The following is an 18,260-nucleotide window of genomic DNA, read 5'->3' as shown; positions in this document are numbered from 1 at the left end:
GGGATAATTGCGGCATGTCCCAACTCCACCGTGTGGTCGTCGGCTTGTCCGGCGGCGTCGATTCTGCTGTCACCGCCCATTTGCTCAAGCAACAGGGCCATGAGGTCATTGGCATCTTCATGAAAAACTGGGAAGACGACGACGACAGCGAATACTGCTCTTCCAACATCGACTTCGTGGATGCCGCCGCCGTGGCGGATGTGCTGGGCATCGAGATCGAGCACGTCAATTTTGCGGCCGATTACAAAGACCGTGTTTTTTCGGAGTTTCTGCGCGAATACCAGGCCGGGCGCACGCCCAACCCGGACATCCTGTGCAACGCAGAAATCAAGTTCAAGTCCTTTCTGGACCATGCCATGCGGCTGGGCGCCGAAAAAATCGCCACCGGCCACTACGCCAGAGTGCGTTTGAACACGGCAACAGGTCGGCACGAGCTGCTCAAGGGCCTCGACCCCAGCAAGGACCAAAGCTATTTTCTCCACCGCCTGAACCAGGCTCAGTTGTCCAAGACCCTATTCCCGGTGGGCGAGCTGCACAAATCCGAAGTGCGCCGCATCGCCGAAGAGATCGGCCTGCCCAACGCCAAAAAGAAAGACTCGACCGGTATCTGCTTCATTGGCGAGCGGCCTTTCCGTGAGTTTTTGAACCGCTACATCAGCAAGGAACCCGGTCCGATCAAGGACCCGTCAGGGCGCACCATTGGGAAACATGTGGGGCTGAGCTTTTACACCCTGGGCCAGCGCCAGGGCTTGGGCATTGGCGGCATCAAAACCCAAGGCGCACAAAAAGGCGGCAGCGAGCACACCCCCTGGTTTGTGGCCCGCAAAGACGTGGAGAAAAACACCCTGTGGGTGGTTCAAGGGCACGACCACCCCCGGTTGTTGTCGCCCCAGCTGCAAGCCACCGATGTGAGCTGGTGCGCGGGCCAAGCGCCTGCGTCCGGGGCTTATGCAGCCAAGACGCGCTATCGGCAAGCCGATGCGGCTTGTGATTTGCGCCACCTGACGCTGGCCGATGGGCAAGCCGGGTTTGAACTGGCTTTCAGCGACGAGCAGTGGGCGGTCACGCCGGGACAAAGTGCTGTTGTCTATGACGGTGAAGTGTGCCTGGGCGGTGGCGTGATTTCTCTCGCGTCCACACTGCCAGATTGAACGGCTCGGGCCGTGCCTTGACTCAATGGCCGGCGTTTTTCAGCTTTTCATGAATTCTGCGGGTCATGCGCCAAACGCCCCACAACACCAAGGGCACCAACACCCCGACAGCCACTTCCGGCTGAATCGGCACGCCCGCAGCCTTGACGGCTTTGGCGCCGTACAACAAAAGACTGACCACGTAATAAGAGATCGCCGCGATCGACAGGCCTTCCACCGTGCTTTGCAATCGCAGTTGCAAGGCTTGGCCTTTGGTGAGCTTTTCCAGCAGCACCTGGTTTTGGGCTTCGGTGGCAATGTCCACACGCGTACGCAGCAAGGCGCTTGTGCGTGAGACCCGCTCGGCCAAAGAGGCCAGGCGTTTTTCTGTGGCCTGCACCGTGGCCATGGCCGGGGACAAACGGCGTTGCATGAATTCGCCCAGGGTTTGGGTGCCCGAGATCGGCCGCTCGCGCAACTCGGCCAAACGTTGGCTGACGAGCGTGTCGTACGCCCGCGTGGCCGAAAACCGGAAGCCATGCTCGGCCGTGGCCCGCTCGATGCGCGCGGCCAGGGACACCAGCAAGTCGAGCAAGGCTTGGTCGCTTTCGCCCTTGCTTTCGAGCAAACCGGTGATGTCGGCCAGCTGGGCCTCGGCAGCTGACAACATGGCCGACAAATTCTTGGCCACAGGCAAGCCACGCAAGGCCATCAACCGGTAGGTTTCCATCTCCAGCAGGCGTTGCGAAATGCGGCCGGCACGCGCTTCGGTGGTGCCATCGGGGGCCAGCACCAGCATGCGCTCAAAGCCATCGGCGCCAATGCGGAAATGGGTCAGGATGCACGAGTGCGGCAAACCTTCTGTGGTGTTACCCATGCGCGAGGCCAGCACGGCCCCCGGCCCAAGCCAGGATTGGGCGGTGGCGATCAGGTCGGGCTGGTCCATATCGGCTTGCAACATGCCCAGATGGATGGCCGCCATGGTTTGCCCGGGTATGCCACGGACCCACTCGGTCCCGGCCACCACATGCGCGGCCAACTCGGGCTGCTCAGCGCCCCACCCGGCATGCGCGGGCAAAGCCTGCACGATGGAGTAGCGTGTGAATTCGGTGTGTCGCTCCCATTTCACGGTGAAGTGGTCGCATCGCAAGCGCAGAAAATTGCCTTGCAGACTCTCCAGACTTAAATCTGCGTGGCCCGGCAAAAGGCGCAAATGCGCCCATTCCTGTTCGCGGGAGACCCCGGCATTGAGCACCGCCACATACACAATCAAAGCCGGCAAGCGCACCCGGGCCGATGGGCGGGCGTGTACTTCGTTATGCAATTCACGCCGCAGGGCGTCTTCTTGGGGCAAAAACCGGGAGGTGATTTCGTTCATCCCTGCATTCTGACGACCTTATGGAAAACAGAACACCCCCTGCGTACAGAAATATGCACCAGGCCCGAGCGCAGCGCCCCCCTGCCGGGTGCGATGGCTCAGGCCTGGGCCGGTGCTGGGGTTTCGGCCACCAGCAAGCGTCCGTGCCACAAGCCGTGAACCGTGGCCAGCAACAGGGCACCGATCACGCCCGAGGCCGCCACCAGCCAGGCCATGGCCAAAACATGGACCCAGCCCTGGGTGGGGGCCAGATGCAAAGAGACCGCCGCAGAGGCCGCCAAGGGGAAAGACATGCCCCAAAAAGGCATGCCAAAGGGCTGCTGAAGGCAGCGTTTGAGCACGGTCAGCGAGACCAGCGTGAAAAACACGGACACACCCCAAAGCATGTGCACCAGCGTGTCAGGTGCGCCCAACTGGTGCCCGGACAGAGCAAGCACCGAAGGCGGGGCCATGGTGATGAAGGTGGTGGGCAGCATGCGCTGGGGCCACAAGCCCACCATGCCGATGCGCGCCAAAACAAGCACCAAGGCGATTGGCCACAGAAAAATGGCCACGCCATACTGCGCAGCGGCCCACACCGGATGGCCCAGCGTCACGCCAGCCAAGGCGGGCAGCACATTGCCCACCACCGGAATGAACAGCGCAGGGGTCATGCCACGCCAAAAATGGTCTGCCGTCATGCCCGGCTGCAACCAGCGCCAAATTACCCCGACGGTGCCCAGCAACAAGCCGACAGCCCCCAGCATCCACACCCCGTCAGCCCAAAGGCTGTAACCGTGGTGCGCCACCCAGACCGTGGGCAACAAGACCACGGAAGAGGGCAGCGTGGCCACAAACACATGGCGCAAGGGGTGGCGCGCATCTTCCAGCAAGGCTTCAGGAAAGTGCAGCCAGCGCCACAGCTTGAGCCCGATCAGCGCCACAAAGACCAGACCCGCCAACACGCCCACAACCAGCGACACCTGCAAGGCCACAGGCCCCCAGTGCGGCACAGCGCGCAACCATGCCAGTGACAAGCCGCACAGACCCATGACCATGGCAAACCACGCAAAACCCAAATGCTGCACGGATGCAAAAGACACACGCTCTGTCATGTGGCAATTTTTTTCTGTAAAAAAACCCGTGGTGCAAACCACGGGTTGGGGAGCTTGCAGACGAGCCGGTCTTCAGAACGGGATGTCGTCGTCCATGTCATCAAAACTGCTGGCAGCAGGCTTGGGTGCTGCGGCCGCAGGACGCTGCGCAGGCGCTGCGGCAGGACGTGCTGCGGGTGCCGACTGGCGCGGTGCGTAGCCGCCACCGCCGTCATCGGACGGGCCGCCCATGCCCTGGCGACCGCCCAGCATCTGCATGGTTTCACCCCGAATCTCGGTGGCGAATTTCTCGATGCCGTCTTTGTCGGTGTACTTGCGGGTGCGCAGGCTGCCTTCCACATAGACCTGCGAGCCTTTTTTCAGGTACTGGCCTGCGATTTCGGCCAATTTGCCAAAAAAGCTGATGCGGTGCCACTCGGTGGCTTCTTTCATCTCGCCCGTGGCCTTGTCCTTGTAGCGGTCGGTGGTGGCCACATTGATGTTGCTGACCGCATCACCCGAAGGCAAATAGCGGGTTTCAGGATCGCGGCCCAGGTTGCCGACGATGATGACTTTGTTGACGGATGCCATGAAAACTCCTCGATGATGTCTGAATTATGAGGCCATTCCCCGGCCTTGCAGCTGCAGGGGGCCGCCCTCAGGCCGCTTGCCCGAGCGGTGCACTTCGGCCCGGGGTTTGCATCGGCCAGGCCACCAGCAACCAAGCCAGCATGGCCACCCCACAACACAAAAACAGCGCCGGGCTGCCCCAGGACTTGACCAGCCAGCCACCCGAGAGTCCGCCTACAAAAAAGCCCAGCGACTGCAAGGTGTTGTAAACCCCCATGGCCGTGCCGCGCATGGCACGGGGGGCAATGCGCGAAGCCAAACTGGGTTGGGTGGCTTCCAGCGCATTGAAGCCACAGAAGAACACCAGCAGCAAGGCCGCCAAAGTCCCCAAGCTGGTGGTGCCCACCGATTGGAAGAACAGGCCAGCTTGCACCAGCACAATCAGGCCGATCGAGAGCAGGAACACCTTTTTCAGATGCCCACGGCGCTCCATGGCAAACACCACGCCCAAAAACAAGAAGGACAGCAGCACGGCTGGCAAATACACCTGCCAGTGCTGTGCCGTCGGCAGCCCGGCCTGCACCAACAAGGCGGGCACGGCCACCCACATGGCCAGCTGCACCGCATGCAACACAAACACACCCACATTCAGGCGCATCAGGTCGGCATGGGCCAGCACCTCGCGCAAGCGGCCCCGACCCTGCCCCGGCATCGGCTCGGGCGCAGGCGGCGCCCCCCAAATGACCACCCCGATGCCCACCAAAGCCAGCACACCCGTCAGCCCAAACAGGCCGGGCAAACCGATCCAGGCCGTGAGCAGGGGCGACACCACCAAGGACAGGGCGAACATCAACCCAATGCTGCCGCCCACCAAAGCCATGGCCTTGGTGCGCACCTCGTCGCGTGTCAGGTCGGCCAGCAAAGCCGTGACCGCCGCCGACACCGCCCCCGCCCCCTGAAGGCTGCGCCCCATCAGCAAACCGGTCAGGTCGGTGGCCGCAGCCGCCCAAAAGCTGCCCAAGGCGAAGACCAGCAAGCCCAGCACGATGACACGCTTGCGGCCAAAGCGGTCCGAGGCCATGCCAAAGGGCAGCTGCAAAAGACCTTGTGTCAGCCCATAAATGCCCATGGCCAAGCCCAGCCACACCGGGTCTTCGCCGCCAGGATAACGGCGGGCCTCCAGCGCAAAAACCGGCAACACCAGAAACAAACCCAGCATGCGCAGCGCAAAAATGCTGGCCAGCGAGGCGCTGGCGCGGCGCTCGGTGGGGGTCATGTCCAAAGAATCCAAAGCCATTGAATGCGAAGCGTCGGCCACAAAAAAAATCCCGCCCGTGGGCAAAACCAAAAGCCGGATTGTCCCTGATTGACGGCCCCCGGTGCCCAAAACCATGCGGGCGGGGATAATCAAAGGTTTTGCTTATTTGACCGCCCACCGTGAACCTTGTTGACCCTCCTCTCTTGCCTGACGAACCGCCAGAAGCGAAGTATCTGGCCTCGGCGCTGCGGCAAAGCCACATCAGTGTGCGGGGAGCGCGCACCCACAACCTGAAAAACATCGACCTCGACATCCCGCGCAACCAGCTGGTGGTGATCACCGGGCTGTCAGGCTCGGGCAAGTCGAGTCTGGCCTTTGACACGCTGTACGCCGAAGGCCAGCGCCGCTATGTGGAAAGCCTGTCGGCCTATGCCCGGCAGTTTTTGCAGCTGATGGACAAACCCGATGTGGACCTGATCGAGGGCCTGTCGCCCGCGATTTCCATCGAACAAAAAGCCACCAGCCACAACCCGCGCTCCACCGTGGGCACAGTCACCGAGATCCACGACTACCTGCGTCTGCTGTACGCACGCGCCGGTACGCCGTATTGCCCCGAGCACAACTTGCCCCTGCAAGCACAGACCGTGAGCCAGATGGTGGATGCCGTGCTGGCCCTGCCCGAAGACACCAAGCTGATGATCCTCGCACCGATTGCGCGCGAGAAAAAAGGCGAGTTCGAGAAGGTGTTTGAGCAGATGCAGGCGCTGGGCTATGTGCGCTTTCGCATCAATGGCCAGACCTTTGAGGTGGAAGACCTGCCCACCCTCAAGAAAACCGAAAAGCACAACATCGACGTGGTGTTGGACCGCATCAAGGTTCGGTCGGAAGATGACGCCAAAGCCCGCGACGCCCTGCGCCAGCGCCTGGCCGAGAGCTTTGAGGCGGCACTGCACCTGGCCGAGCACCGCGCTGTGGCGCTGGAGATGGACACCGGACAAGAACACCTGTTGAACGCCAAATTCTCCTGCCCGGTGTGCAGCTATTCCATCAGCGAGCTGGAGCCGCGCTTGTTCTCGTTCAACTCGCCCATGGGTGCGTGCCCCACTTGCGACGGCATCGGCACCATGGCGTTTTTCGATCCCGAGCGGGTGGTCACTTTCCCCAGTCTGAGCCTGGCCAGTGGGGCCATCAAGGGCTGGGATCGGCGCAACGGCTTTTACTTCAGCATGCTCGAAAGCCTGGCCAAACATTACCAGTTCGACATCGAAACGCCGTTTGAAAAACTCGCTGCAACACACCAACAAGTTTTGTTGTTCGGCTCGGGCGACGAAGAAATCAAGTTCAGCTATGTGATGGAGTCCGGTGCCTCGCAGGGCAAAAAGGTCAGTAAAAAACATCCGTTTGAGGGCATCATCCCCAACATGACTCGGCGCTACCGCGAGACCGACTCGGCCGTGGTGCGCGAAGACCTGGCGCGTTACCGCAACACGCAGGCCTGTACCGATTGCCAAGGCACGCGCTTGCGGCGCGAAGCCCGCCATGTGCGCATTGGTGAAGGCGCACAAGTCCGCGCCATTTACGAGATCAGCCACATCACACTGGGCGAGTCGCAGCAGTATTTTCAGGGCCTGAAAATGCATGGCGCCAAGGCCGAGATCGCCGACAAGGTGGTGCGCGAAATCGCCTTGCGTTTGAAGTTTTTGAACGATGTAGGCCTGAACTATTTGAGCCTGGACCGCAGCGCCGACACCTTGTCGGGCGGCGAGTCGCAACGCATCCGCTTGGCCAGCCAGATCGGCTCGGGCCTCACGGGCGTGATGTATGTGCTGGACGAACCCAGCATCGGATTGCACCAACGCGACAACGACCGCCTGATCGGCACCTTGCAACACCTGCGCGACATCGGCAACAGCGTTCTGGTGGTCGAGCACGACGAAGACATGATCCGCGTGGCCGATCATGTGATCGACATGGGGCCGGGCGCGGGCGTGCACGGCGGGCGCGTGATGGCGCAAGGCACTTGTGCCGACATCATGGCTGCAGCTGAATCGGTGACCGGTCAGTACATGTCGGGCCGCAAAAAGATCGAGATCCCCAAGCGACACAAGGCTGGCAAGGACTTTATCGAAATCATCGGGGCCAGCGGCAACAACCTGAAGAACGTGAACGTGAAGTTTCCCGTCGGGTTGCTCACGTGCGTGACCGGCGTCTCGGGCTCGGGCAAGTCGACCCTGGTCAACGACACGCTCTACACCGCTGCGGCGCACCAGATTCACCGCGCCCAGGGCGATGCCGCCGCCCATGAAGAGATCAAAGGGCTGGAGCACTTCGACAAGGTCATCAACGTCGATCAGTCGCCGATTGGCCGCACGCCGCGCAGCAACCCCGCCACCTACACGGGCCTGTTCACCCACATCCGCGAGCTGATGGCCGAAGTGCCCGCCGCACGCGAGCGCGGCTACGGCCCCGGGCGATTCAGTTTCAACGTGGCCGGGGGCCGCTGCGAAGCCTGCCAGGGCGACGGCATGGTGAAGGTGGAGATGCACTTTTTGCCCGATGTGTACGTGCCCTGCGATGTGTGCCACGGCATGCGCTACAACCGCGAAACGTTGGAAATTCAATACAAGGGCCAGAACATCGCGCAGATCCTGAACATGACGGTGGAAGCCGCACATCAGTTCTTCAGCGCCGTGCCCAACATCGCCCGCAAACTGCAAACCCTGCTGGATGTGGGCCTGACTTACATCCGCCTCGGCCAAAGCGCCACCACGCTCTCGGGCGGTGAGGCGCAGCGCGTCAAGCTCGCACTCGAATTGTCCAAGCGCGACACCGGCCGCACGCTCTACATCTTGGACGAACCCACCACCGGCCTGCACTTTGCCGACATCGATTTGCTGCTCAAAGTGCTGCACCAGCTGCGTGACGCGGGCAACACCATCGTCATCATCGAACACAACCTCGACGTGATCAAAACCGCCGACTGGCTGATCGACATGGGCCCCGAAGGCGGCGCAGGCGGTGGCACGGTGCTGGGCGAAGGCACGCCTGAGCAACTGGCCAAAAACCCGGCGAGCTTCACGGGGCACTATTTGCAAAGGCTGCTGCCCAAGCCATGAAGTACACATGGAAACCGAACTCAAACTCAGCCTGAGCGCGCAAGACCTGCCTCGCCTGCTGGACCACCCGTTGCTGACGGGCACGAGCAGCACGCTACGACTGCTGAACACCTATTTCGACACACCCGACCTGACCCTGCAACAGCGCAGCATGGCGGTGCGCGAAAGGCTGGCGGGCGAGCAATGGCTGCTGACCGTCAAGACGGCAGGACGAAGCGAAAACGGCCTGTCCCGCAGGCAAGAGTGGGAAGCACCCACAACACCCAGCGCTTTGCAGTTCGACACGCTGGTCGATGACGCCGCACTGGCCGCCGACTTGATGGCGATGCGGCCGTGTTTAAAAGCGCTGTTTTGCACCGACTTTGAACGCCAGCGCTGGGTGATCTCCCAAGCAGGCGCACAGATCGAAGTGGCGCTGGACCAGGGCCGCATCCATGTGCCCGGTACCGACTTGAGCGAGCCCCTGCTGGAGCTGGAGCTTGAACTGCTGAGCGGCCCCGAATCGGCCCTGTTGGCGCTGGCCGATGTGCTGCGCCAAACACCGCAAGGCCTTGTGGCGCTCACGCCCAGCGACGCGAGCAAGGCTCAGCGAGGGATGGCACTTTGGCGGCGCACCCACTGACAAGGCAAACCGACACGCACAAACTCATACAAACTCAGGCGGCTTGAACCACCGTCAGTAAAGTCTGACCGTTGGCCACCAGTTTTTCACCCTCTGCGTCCACCGCGAACAAATCACAGCTGGTGAACACCTGCGCTTTCCCCGGCCTGACCACCCGAGCCCGGGCAAAGAACTTTTTCCCCACCGCTGGCCGCAAGCAGTTGACCGAGAAATTGGCCGCCAGCAAATTCGGCCCCGCCACGGTACCTGCTGCGAAACCACAGGCGGTGTCGATCAAGGTGCCGATCAAGCCCGCGTGCAGGAAGCCCGAATACTGACCAACTTCCGGTCGCCAAGGCATCTGTATTTCCACAAAGCCGGGTTCAGCCACTGTCACCTCGATGCCGCACCAGCGGTTGAATTCGGCCACGGCGTTGATCTTTTTCAACATGTCGAGTGGACTCATTTCGATTTCCTTTGCTTGTTTTTGAACCAGCCGATGTGGTCAATCAGCTTCTTACGCTGTGCTTGGTGTTCGGCGATGACCTGGTCGATGTCGGCCACACGCTGGCGGATCGCCTCGATCATGTCTTTCGCCGACAACTTGCCCGTTTTGAAGCGCGGCAAATAATCGGCAATAAAGGGCAGTGAGAAACCCATCTCCCGAGACATGGCGATGAAGATGACGTGCTGCACGGTTTTTTCGTCGTACACACGGTAGCCATTGGGCAGTCTCTGGCTTTCAATGAGGCCGTCGGCCTCGTATCGCCGCAAGCGGTGCACCGACACCTGGGTCTTGGCTGAAAGTTCTGAAATGCGCATGAATTCAGTCTAGCAACGCTCGCGCAGTGCAAAGGTTGATCTCTTTGACGCATGGGCGACAAGCCAAGCGAGCGTCTGCGCCGCAGGTGATACTCCGCTGCGCCGTGCTGGTGTACAAAACATCATTCTTCAGGAGTCCCCGATGACCACTCACCCTGCTTTGCCCCACGCCCACCCTGCTGACGTGGGCCTGTGCCCCGACCGCACACAGCGGCTGATGGACGTGTTGCGCCGCGAAGTGGCCAACGGCCGACTGCCCGGTGCCGTGGCCATGGTGGCGCGACGCGGGCAAATCGCCCTGTTCGAGGCCGTGGGCCAGCAAGACCCGGCCACGGGCACACCCATGCAGACCGACAGCATCTTCCGCATCTATTCGATGACCAAACCGGTGGTGTCGGTGGCGGTGATGATGCTGGTCGAACGCGGGCAGTTGCTGCTCTCCGATCCGGTCAGCCGCTGGTTGCCTGAATATGCCAAGCAGCAGGTCGCCACCACCCGGGGACTGGAGCCAGTCAAGCAAGAAGCCACGGTTCAGGACCTGCTGCGCCACACCGCCGGGCTGACTTATGAATTTCTGGGCGACTCCACCGTGCAGCGGCAATATGCGCAAGTGAAAATCGCCTCGCGCGAGCGCACCAACGCCGAGTTTTCACAAACGCTGGCCGCCATGCCGCTGCAGTTCCAGCCCGGCAGCGTGTGGGCCTACAGCCGCGCCACCGATGTGTTGGGCAGGCTGATCGAGGTGGTCAGCGGGCAAAGCCTGGGCACATTTTTGCAAGCTGAGATTTTTGGACCGCTGGGCATGGTGGACACCGGCTTTGCCGTGCCACCCGATCAGCACCACCGCATTGCCGAGCCTTTTGCACACGACCCTGACGGCGGCGTGCCCATGAAAGTACTGGAACCCCGCCAAGTGCCCGCCATGGAAGGCGGTGGTGGTGGCCTCATGTCCACGGCGATGGACTACACCCGGTTTTTGCAGTGCTTGCGCAACCGGGGCGAGTTGAACGGCGTACGCCTGCTGGGCCCGCACACGGTGGACTTCATGACCGCCGACCACCTGGGCAACATTCCGGCCGACGGCACCTTGCTGCCGCCGGGGCACGGCTTTGGCCTCGGGTTTGCGGTGCGCACGCATCTGGGCATGTCACCCGTGCCGGGCTCGGTGGGCTTGTATTACTGGGGTGGCATCGCGGGCACCACCTTCTTTGTGGACCCGGCGCTGGACATGTACGCCATGCTGATGATCCAGGCGCCCAACCAGCGGGATTACTATCGGCCTTTGTTCCGCGACCTGGTGTATGCGGCGCTGGTCTAAATCAGGCAGGTCGGCGGCTTCAGCCCCGACATGGACCTGTCGCCAAACCCGCCATGTCGGGGCTAAAGCCACCGACCTACAAAAATCATTAACTTTCTGGAGACAAAAACCATGCCCCAACCCGGCCTCATGATGAACCGCCCTCTGCTCATTTCAGGCATCCTCGAACACGGCGCTGCCCAGTTCGGTGACCAAGACATCGTTTCGCGCGAAACGCATGGCCCACTGCACCGCTACACCTATGCCGATGCAGCCAAACGCTCACGCCAACTGGCCAACGCCCTCGCCCAGATGGGCCTCAAGGTCGGCAGCGCAGTCGGCTCGATTGCCTGGAACAACCACCGCCACCTGGAGGCGTATTACGCCGTCTCGGGCAGTGGCATGGTCATGCACACCTGCAACCCGCGCCTGCACCCGCAGCAGCTGATCTATGTGATCAACCACGCCGAAGACGAGGTGGTGCTGTTCGACGCCACCTTCGCACCGCTGGTCAAAGGCATTGCCGCGCATTGCCCCCAGGTCAGCGCCTGGGTGTGCCTGGCCGATGCCGCCAACACGCCCGCCATCGAGGGCGTGAGCGTGATGAACTATGAAGACCTGATCACCGGCCAGCCGGACACCTTCAACTGGCCCGAGCTGGACGAGAACACGGGCGCGGCGCTTTGCTACACCTCGGGCACCACCGGCAACCCCAAGGGCGTGCTGTACACACACCGTGCCATCGTGCTGAACGCCACCACCGCCTGCCTGCCCGATGTGCTGGGCTTGTCCACGCAAGAGACCATCTTGCCTGTGGTGCCCATGTTCCACATCAACGCCTGGTGCATCCCCTACGCCGCGCTGGTGTCAGGCACCAAGTTGGTCCTGCCCGGCCCCAAGCTCGACGGCCCGAGCCTGTTTGAGTTGATGGAGGCCGAGCAGGTCACCATCAGCGCGGGCGTGCCCACCATCTGGATGGGCCTGATTCAGCATGCAGAACAAAACAATTTGCGCTTCACCAGCATGCGGCGCACCTGCGTAGGCGGCTCGGCCATGCCCATGGCGCTGATCGCCAAGTTCATGGACAACTATGGCGTGGAAGTGCGCCACGGCTGGGGCATGACCGAAACGACCGCCGTGGCCACCATGAGCAACCTCAGCCGCGCCGACCGCCAAAAACCAGCGGCCGAACAGCACGCCATCGTGGCCAAACAAGGCAAAACTGTCTCGGGCATCGAAATCAAGATCGTCGATGAAAACGGCGTCACCTTGCCCCGCGACGGCACATCGCAGGGCGAGCTGATGGTGCGCGGCCAGTGGATCGTGGAGCGCTACTACAAGGCCGACAAAACCGCGCTGGTAGACGGCTGGTTCCCCACAGGCGACATCGCCACCATCGACGCGAGCGGCACCATGCAAATCCGCGACCGCACCAAGGACGTGATCAAGACCGGGGGCGAGTGGATCAGCTCGATCGACCTGGAAAACGCGGCCATCGGTCACCCCGCCGTGGCCATGGCCGCGGTCATCGGCGTCAAGCACCCCAAGTGGGACGAGCGCCCACTGCTGTTCATCGTGCGCAAGCCCGGGCAAAGCGTCGAAAAGCAGGAAATCCTCGACTTCCTAGCCACCAAAGTCGCCAAGTGGTGGGTGCCTGACGATGTGGTGTTCCTCGAATCCCTGCCCGTGGGCGGCACCGGCAAGGTGCAAAAGAACGACCTGCGCAAGGAATACGGCGGCGTGTTCAGCTGAAGCGCGTCATGCCAACCCGATCCGGCATCCATGCTTGGACAGCCATGGACCCCGGATCAAGTCCGGGGTGACATCCGTCACTCAAACCCTGGCGCTTGGCCGCTCATTCATGCGGTCGCGCCAGGCCTGCAAGGCGCTCATGCCCTCGTCACCGGGCACAAATTTCATCAGGCCCCGCGCAAACTCCAGCGCACAAAACGCGGTGATGTCGGCGATGGTGAATCGCTCCCCCGCCATCCACGGCTGACTTTGTAGCCGCTGGTCAAAACCCCGCGCCACCTCCCGCACCTTCTCGGCCTGTGAACGGCCGAACTCGGGAAACTGCGGTTTCTCCAAAGCCGCCAAGCCCGGGTGGCTGTGACGGATCGCGTTGGCAATGCCGCCCAACAAATACAGCTCCACCTGCCGATCGGCCATCTCGATGAAGCCGCGTTCGTCACCGTCCACGCCCATCAGGTTGGGCTCGGGGTAACGGCCCTCCAGCAAGGTGCAAATGGCCCGCGTCTCGGTGATCACGCGGCCGTCATCCAGCTCCAGCGCGGGCACCTTGGCCAGCGGGCTTTTGGCCAAATAGTCAGGCTGGCGGTGCTCGCCGCCGTTCAGGTCCAGGTTGACCATCTCGATGCCGGTGATGTTTTTCTCCACCAAAAACATCAGCACCCGGCGGGGGCTGGGGGCGCGGTGGGCGGTGTAGAGCTTCATGGTGTGTCCTTTTTGACAGGGGCATATCCCGCTGACCTGCCCGTGCCTTGCAGATTAGCACCCGCCTGATCTGGGGCATGCCACGCAGATGACAGACTGACTCATTGCTGCAAAACCAGGCACCCGGGCGACAGCCAGTCACAGGCCGGACAGCCCGGCGCTGGCTCAGGCCTTCCAATCAGGCCATCCACTTTGTTCACCCATTTGAGAAAATCCGACATGAACTTCGATATCCCACCGGACATTGCAGCCCTGCGCGAACGCACGCGGCAGTTCATCGCCGAACAGGTGATCCCGCTAGAAGGCGATCCGCGCCACGGACTGCACGGCCCGTCGGAAGACCTGCGCCGAGAGCTGGTGGCCCGCGCACGCGCTGCGGGTTTACTCACACCCCACGCCTCGGTCGAGATGGGTGGGCTGGGCCTGAGCCACATCGCCAAAGCGGTGGTGTTCGAAGAAGCTGGTTATTCCAACCTGGGGCCCACCGCGCTCAACATCCACGCGCCTGACGAAGGCAACATTCACCTCATGGAAGAAGTGGCCACACCCGCGCAGAAAGAACGCTGGCTGCGCCCGCAGGTGGCGGGCCTCACGCGCTCGTGTTTTGCCATGACCGAGCCCGACCCCGGCGCGGGCGCTGATCCGGTCATGCTCAAAACCACCGCCGTTCGCGATGGCAAGGACTACCTGATCAACGGCCGCAAATGGTTCATCACCGGGGCCGAAGGCGCGGATTACGCCATCATCATGGCCCGCATGGAAGACGGCACCGCCACCATGTTTTTGACCGACATGAACAAAGCCGAAATCCAGCTGGAACGCAGCATGGACGCCCTGGACAACTGCTTCACGGGTGGCCACGGCGTGCTGCGCTTTGACAACTTGCGCGTGCCCGCCAGCGATGTGCTGGGCGAAGTGGGACAGGGCTTTCGCTACGCGCAGGTGCGCCTGGCACCTGCACGCCTGACGCACTGCATGCGCTGGCTGGGCCAGGCCCGCCGTGCGCACGACATCGCGCTCGATTACGCCAGCCGTCGCCAGGCCTTTGGCAAACCACTGGCCGAACACGAAGGCGTCGGCTTCATGCTGGCCGACAACGACATCGACCTGCACACCGCCCGTCTGCACATCTGGCACACGGCCTGGCTGCTCGACCAAGGCCAAAAAGGCGGCTTTGAATCAAGCCGCGCCAAAGTGGCCTGCTCCGAAGCCGAGTGGCGCGTGGTAGACCGCTGCGTGCAAATTCTGGGCGGCCAGGGCGTGACCGCCGAAACGCCGGTGATGCGCATCTTCATGGACATGCGCGCTTTCCGAATCTATGACGGCCCCAGCGAAGTGCACCGCTGGAGCATGGCGCGCAAACTGGTCTACAAGGCGCAGCAGTCGGCTAAGAACTGAGGCTTTTCAAGCCTTGGCCGCTTCCAGCGTGTCCCGCGTTTGCATCGCGACTTTCCGCGCAGCCTGCTCGAAGTCGTCACCGCTCGATGCGTAGAGCACCGCGCGTGACGAATTGACGATGATGGAACCAGCGCTGCTGCCATCGGCATGGGCCCGCCAGCCAGCTTTCACAGTGGCGACCGCATCACCGCCTTGTGCGCCCACGCCGGGGATCAAGAGGGGAACGGTGGGGGCCAGTTCCCGCACACGCTCGATCTCAGCCGGGTAGGTGGCGCCCACCACCAGGCCGAGTTGGCCGTTCAGGTTCCAGGGGCCTTGAGCCAAACGGGCCACGTGTTCATACAGACGAGGCTCGCCTTCGACCGAAGCCAAGCGCTGGTTTTGCAAATCATCACCACCGGGGTTGGAGGTGCGGCACAGCAGGAATGCGCCTTTGCCTTCGTACTTGAGGTAGGGGGCCACAGAGTCCCAGCCCATGAAGGGTGAGAGAGTCACGGCGTCAGCACCGTAGCGCTCAAAGGCCTCTTTGGCGTATTGCTCAGCGGTGCTGCCGATGTCGCCGCGCTTGGCGTCCAGAATGATGGGCACATGCGGGGCCACGCGGCGCATGTGTTCCATCAGGCGCTCCAACTGGCCTTCGGCACGGTGTGCGGCAAAGTAGGCAATTTGGGGTTTGAAGCTGCTGACCAGGTCGGCCGTGGCGTCCACGATGCGGGCGCAAAAGTCGTAGATCTTGTTCGCGTCGCCCTTCATGCCCGCAGGGAATTTGGTGGGTTCAGGGTCCAGGCCCACACAAAGCATGGAGCCGTTTTGGCGCTCGGCGGCGCGCAGCATGTCGAGGAAGGTCATCGGGGGATTTTAAAGCCCGTCTAAGATGCAGCCTATGCACAAGCTATCGCCACTCCAATGGACTCTTCTGGTTTTGCTCACCTTGGTTTGGGGAGTCAATTGGCCCATCATGAAGTTGGGGGTGACGGGCTTTCCACCGCTCACCTTCCGCATGATGTGCCTGTGGTTGGGGGTGCCCATTTTGGGTATGGCGCTGGTGGTCATGAAAGTGCCGTTTCGCATTCCACGTCCGCATTGGCGCGAGTTACTGGTGCTGGCGGTATTCAACATGTTCATTTGGCATGCGCTGATCATCATCGCCGTGCAATCGCTCTCCAGCGGACGTGCTGCCATATTGGGTTACACCATGCCCATGTTTTCGGCTCTGCTGGGGGCTTGGGTGTTTGGAGATCAGCTGACCAAACGGTCCTGGACCGGGGTGGCAGCCGCCAGCCTCGGGGTGGTTTTGTTGTTGTGGCATGAACTGTCCAACCTGAGTGGCCGACCCGTGGGCGTGTTGCTCGCCTTGGGTGCTGCCAGTACCTGGGCCTTGGGCACACAATTGCTGCGTCGCACCCGCATGCCTGTGCCCACCTTGGCCATTTCGTTCTGGATGACACTGATGACGGCCATGGTGATCAGCGGGTTGGCCTTGAGCCTGGAAAGCGATCGCTGGGTGGCCCCATCACCATCCAACTGGTTTGCGATTGGCTTCAACGCGGTGCTGGTGTTTGGCTTTGCACACGCCGCCTGGTTTTACCTGGCCCGCAGTTTGCCCCCAGTGGCTTCAACCCTGAGCGTGATGCTGATCCCGGTTTTGGGCGTGTTCAGTGGGGCGGTGTGGCTGGGCGAAGTGCTGCACTGGCAAGACTGGGCAGCCGTGTGCTTGATGGTGCTGTCGATCGCGGCCGTGCTGTGGCCCAAGCGCAGCACAACTTGAGCCTTCGGCCGCGGGGGCGGCCTCCCACGTGGACATCAACCGCGCACCACGTTCAGCGCCAACACCAGATCGGCCCAGGCCTTGGCCTTGTCAGGCAGGCTGCGCAGCAGCGTGTCGGGGTGGTAGGTCACCACCACGGGCACGCCTTGGTAGCTGTGCACTTGACCCCGCAGTTTGCCCAGCGGCTCGGTCGATTGCAGCACCGTCTGAATGGAAAACCGTCCCATCACCAGAATGACTTTGGGTTTGACGAGGGCCACCTGCCGTGCCAAATAGGGTTCGCAAGTGGCCAGCTCTTGCGGGCTGGGGTTGCGACTGCCGGGCAGGCGGCACTTCAAGCTGCTGGTGATGTAGACACCCCCTTCGCCTTTTGTGTCGCGGCTCAAACCGACCGCTTTGAGCATGTTGTCCAGCAACTGCCTGGCCTGGCCCACAAAGGGCTCACCATGCTGGCCTTCGGTTTCGACTTGCGGGTCGCCAATGACCAGCCAGTCGGCTTGCACATCGCCCACGCCGAACACCGCTTGCTGGCGGTTCGCGCACAAATCACAGGCTCGGCAACTGACCACGGTGGCTTGCAAGGCCGCCCAATCCATCTGGTCCACGCCTTCGGCCAAGGGCTTACCCACCAGCACTTCGGTCACTGGCATGGGCGCCGCAACCGGTGTGGGGGCCGGGGCCGCAGGTCGCGGCAAGGGCGACGCCACAGGGGCAGATGCGGGCAGGGCCACATCAGCCGCAGCGGCAAGCACCTGAACTGGGGTCTCTGCCTGAACCTGGGTTTGTGCTTCGACGGTGCGCTTGGGCCACCACACGCGCACGCCCATTTCGGCCAGCATGGCGCGTTGGCGGTCGTCCAGGTCGAATCGAGTGGGGTCGCTCATGTTGGGGCTCACAGTTTCAAACTCATCACCACCGCATGCTCTCGCTGCTGGCGGCCTGCAGGATAGTAATCCTTGCGGATGCTGACCTGCTTGAAGCCATAACGCTCGTACACCTGCAGCGCACGCAGGTTGCTTTGGCGCACCTCCAGCCACAACCATTGCGCACCTGACTGGCGCGACAACAGCGTCAAGGCATCCAGCATCATGTGACCACACCCTTGGCCTTGGTGCGCAGGCGCCACTGTGATGTTAAGCAGGTGCATTTCTTCGAAGCCACGCATGGCCAGAAAGTAGCCCAGCAACTCGCCGTCCAGCCACAGGCACTGGGCCTCAAACAGCGGGTTGAGCGAGTCCCGGAAATTGCCGCGTGTCCAAGGGTGGCTGTAGGCGGTTTGTTCGATGGCCATGACCGTGTCCAGATCGTCCTGTGTCATGGCAGCCAACGTGACGCGGTTGCGCGTGGCCTCGGATGGCTGCGGGCGGAACAACTTGTCAGCGCTCATGACCGCAC

At 62.1% G+C, this 18,260-nt stretch carries 17 protein-coding genes; 7 read left to right on the top strand and 10 right to left on the bottom strand.

What is annotated here, in order from left to right:
• Nucleotides 1-14 precede the first annotated feature (14 nt).
• Nucleotides 15-1,151, top strand: a complete 1,137-nt coding sequence (gene mnmA / locus B9Z34_RS06385; protein ID WP_108427279.1) for a tRNA 2-thiouridine(34) synthase MnmA — start codon at nucleotides 15-17, stop codon at nucleotides 1,149-1,151.
• 22 nt (nucleotides 1,152-1,173) lie between these two features.
• On the opposite strand, the gene B9Z34_RS06380 is transcribed toward mnmA, so the two are convergent.
• The 4 genes from B9Z34_RS06380 to B9Z34_RS06365 form a co-directional block, all read right to left on the bottom strand.
• Entirely contained in the window at nucleotides 1,174-2,508 is a 1,335-nt protein-coding gene (locus B9Z34_RS06380; RefSeq protein ID WP_108427278.1) for a DUF3422 family protein, read from the bottom strand.
• Nucleotides 2,509-2,606: 98 nt separating this feature from the next.
• Nucleotides 2,607-3,602 carry a C4-dicarboxylate ABC transporter gene (locus B9Z34_RS06375; protein ID WP_108427277.1) on the bottom strand — a complete coding sequence of 332 codons (996 nt, stop codon included), beginning with the start codon at nucleotides 3,600-3,602 and terminating at the stop codon, nucleotides 2,607-2,609.
• 72 nt (nucleotides 3,603-3,674) lie between these two features.
• Nucleotides 3,675-4,172, bottom strand: coding sequence for a single-stranded DNA-binding protein (ssb, locus tag B9Z34_RS06370; RefSeq protein WP_108427276.1), 498 nt, complete (start codon nucleotides 4,170-4,172; stop codon nucleotides 3,675-3,677).
• A 67-nt stretch (nucleotides 4,173-4,239) separates the two neighbouring features.
• Nucleotides 4,240-5,427 (bottom strand): MFS transporter, encoded by a 1,188-nt coding sequence (locus B9Z34_RS06365; RefSeq protein ID WP_108427359.1) that lies wholly within the window; start codon nucleotides 5,425-5,427, stop codon nucleotides 4,240-4,242.
• A 161-nt stretch (nucleotides 5,428-5,588) separates the two neighbouring features.
• Between B9Z34_RS06365 and uvrA the strand changes: the two genes are divergently transcribed.
• Both uvrA and B9Z34_RS06355 read left to right on the top strand, forming a co-directional pair.
• Nucleotides 5,589-8,525, top strand: a complete 2,937-nt coding sequence (gene uvrA, locus B9Z34_RS06360) for an excinuclease ABC subunit UvrA (protein WP_233249450.1) — start codon at nucleotides 5,589-5,591, stop codon at nucleotides 8,523-8,525.
• Nucleotides 8,526-8,532: 7 nt separating this feature from the next.
• Entirely contained in the window at nucleotides 8,533-9,147 is a 615-nt protein-coding gene (locus tag B9Z34_RS06355) for a CYTH domain-containing protein (RefSeq protein WP_108427275.1), read from the top strand.
• 34 nt (nucleotides 9,148-9,181) lie between these two features.
• On the opposite strand, the gene B9Z34_RS06350 is transcribed toward B9Z34_RS06355, so the two are convergent.
• Together B9Z34_RS06350 and B9Z34_RS06345 are read right to left on the bottom strand one after the other, a co-directional pair.
• On the bottom strand, nucleotides 9,182-9,592 hold the full coding sequence (locus B9Z34_RS06350) for a PaaI family thioesterase (protein WP_108427274.1): 411 nt from the start codon (nucleotides 9,590-9,592) through the stop codon (nucleotides 9,182-9,184).
• Nucleotides 9,589-9,948 carry a MerR family transcriptional regulator gene (locus tag B9Z34_RS06345; RefSeq protein WP_108427273.1) on the bottom strand — a complete coding sequence of 120 codons (360 nt, stop codon included), beginning with the start codon at nucleotides 9,946-9,948 and terminating at the stop codon, nucleotides 9,589-9,591. Before B9Z34_RS06345 ends, B9Z34_RS06350 begins: the two co-directional genes overlap by 4 nt.
• Before the next feature lie 142 nt (nucleotides 9,949-10,090).
• On the opposite strand from B9Z34_RS06345, the gene B9Z34_RS06340 reads away from it, so the two are divergent.
• Nucleotides 10,091-11,266, top strand: a complete 1,176-nt coding sequence (locus tag B9Z34_RS06340; RefSeq protein WP_108427272.1) for a serine hydrolase — start codon at nucleotides 10,091-10,093, stop codon at nucleotides 11,264-11,266.
• Between the two features lie 111 nt (nucleotides 11,267-11,377).
• Nucleotides 11,378-12,997 (top strand): long-chain-fatty-acid--CoA ligase, encoded by a 1,620-nt coding sequence (locus B9Z34_RS06335; RefSeq protein WP_108427271.1) that lies wholly within the window; start codon nucleotides 11,378-11,380, stop codon nucleotides 12,995-12,997.
• A gap of 81 nt (nucleotides 12,998-13,078) precedes the next feature.
• On the opposite strand, the gene B9Z34_RS06330 is transcribed toward B9Z34_RS06335, so the two are convergent.
• Nucleotides 13,079-13,699 (bottom strand): glutathione S-transferase family protein, encoded by a 621-nt coding sequence (locus tag B9Z34_RS06330; protein WP_108427270.1) that lies wholly within the window; start codon nucleotides 13,697-13,699, stop codon nucleotides 13,079-13,081.
• Nucleotides 13,700-13,918: 219 nt separating this feature from the next.
• On the opposite strand from B9Z34_RS06330, the gene B9Z34_RS06325 reads away from it, so the two are divergent.
• Entirely contained in the window at nucleotides 13,919-15,097 is a 1,179-nt protein-coding gene (locus B9Z34_RS06325) for an acyl-CoA dehydrogenase family protein (protein ID WP_108427269.1), read from the top strand.
• Nucleotides 15,098-15,103: 6 nt separating this feature from the next.
• Here the strand turns inward: B9Z34_RS06325 and pyrF are convergent, their stop codons facing one another.
• Nucleotides 15,104-15,946, bottom strand: a complete 843-nt coding sequence (gene pyrF, locus B9Z34_RS06320; protein WP_199220081.1) for an orotidine-5'-phosphate decarboxylase — start codon at nucleotides 15,944-15,946, stop codon at nucleotides 15,104-15,106.
• Nucleotides 15,947-15,980: 34 nt separating this feature from the next.
• On the opposite strand from pyrF, the gene B9Z34_RS06315 reads away from it, so the two are divergent.
• Complete coding sequence (locus B9Z34_RS06315) at nucleotides 15,981-16,865, top strand: DMT family transporter (RefSeq protein WP_108427268.1); 885 nt, start codon at nucleotides 15,981-15,983, stop codon at nucleotides 16,863-16,865.
• Nucleotides 16,866-16,900: 35 nt separating this feature from the next.
• Here the strand turns inward: B9Z34_RS06315 and B9Z34_RS06310 are convergent, their stop codons facing one another.
• Both B9Z34_RS06310 and rimI read right to left on the bottom strand, forming a co-directional pair.
• Complete coding sequence (locus tag B9Z34_RS06310; RefSeq protein ID WP_108427267.1) at nucleotides 16,901-17,749, bottom strand: uracil-DNA glycosylase family protein; 849 nt, start codon at nucleotides 17,747-17,749, stop codon at nucleotides 16,901-16,903.
• Nucleotides 17,750-17,757: 8 nt separating this feature from the next.
• Complete coding sequence (rimI, locus tag B9Z34_RS06305) at nucleotides 17,758-18,252, bottom strand: ribosomal protein S18-alanine N-acetyltransferase (RefSeq protein WP_233249448.1); 495 nt, start codon at nucleotides 18,250-18,252, stop codon at nucleotides 17,758-17,760.
• Between the last annotated feature and the right edge of the window lie 8 nt (nucleotides 18,253-18,260).

It is taken from the genome of Limnohabitans sp. Hippo3, from assembly GCF_003063665.1.
Taxonomy (GTDB): domain Bacteria; phylum Pseudomonadota; class Gammaproteobacteria; order Burkholderiales; family Burkholderiaceae_C; genus Limnohabitans_A.
Note: the sequence above shows the minus strand (reverse complement) of the source record. Positions and strands in the feature narration are given on the sequence as shown.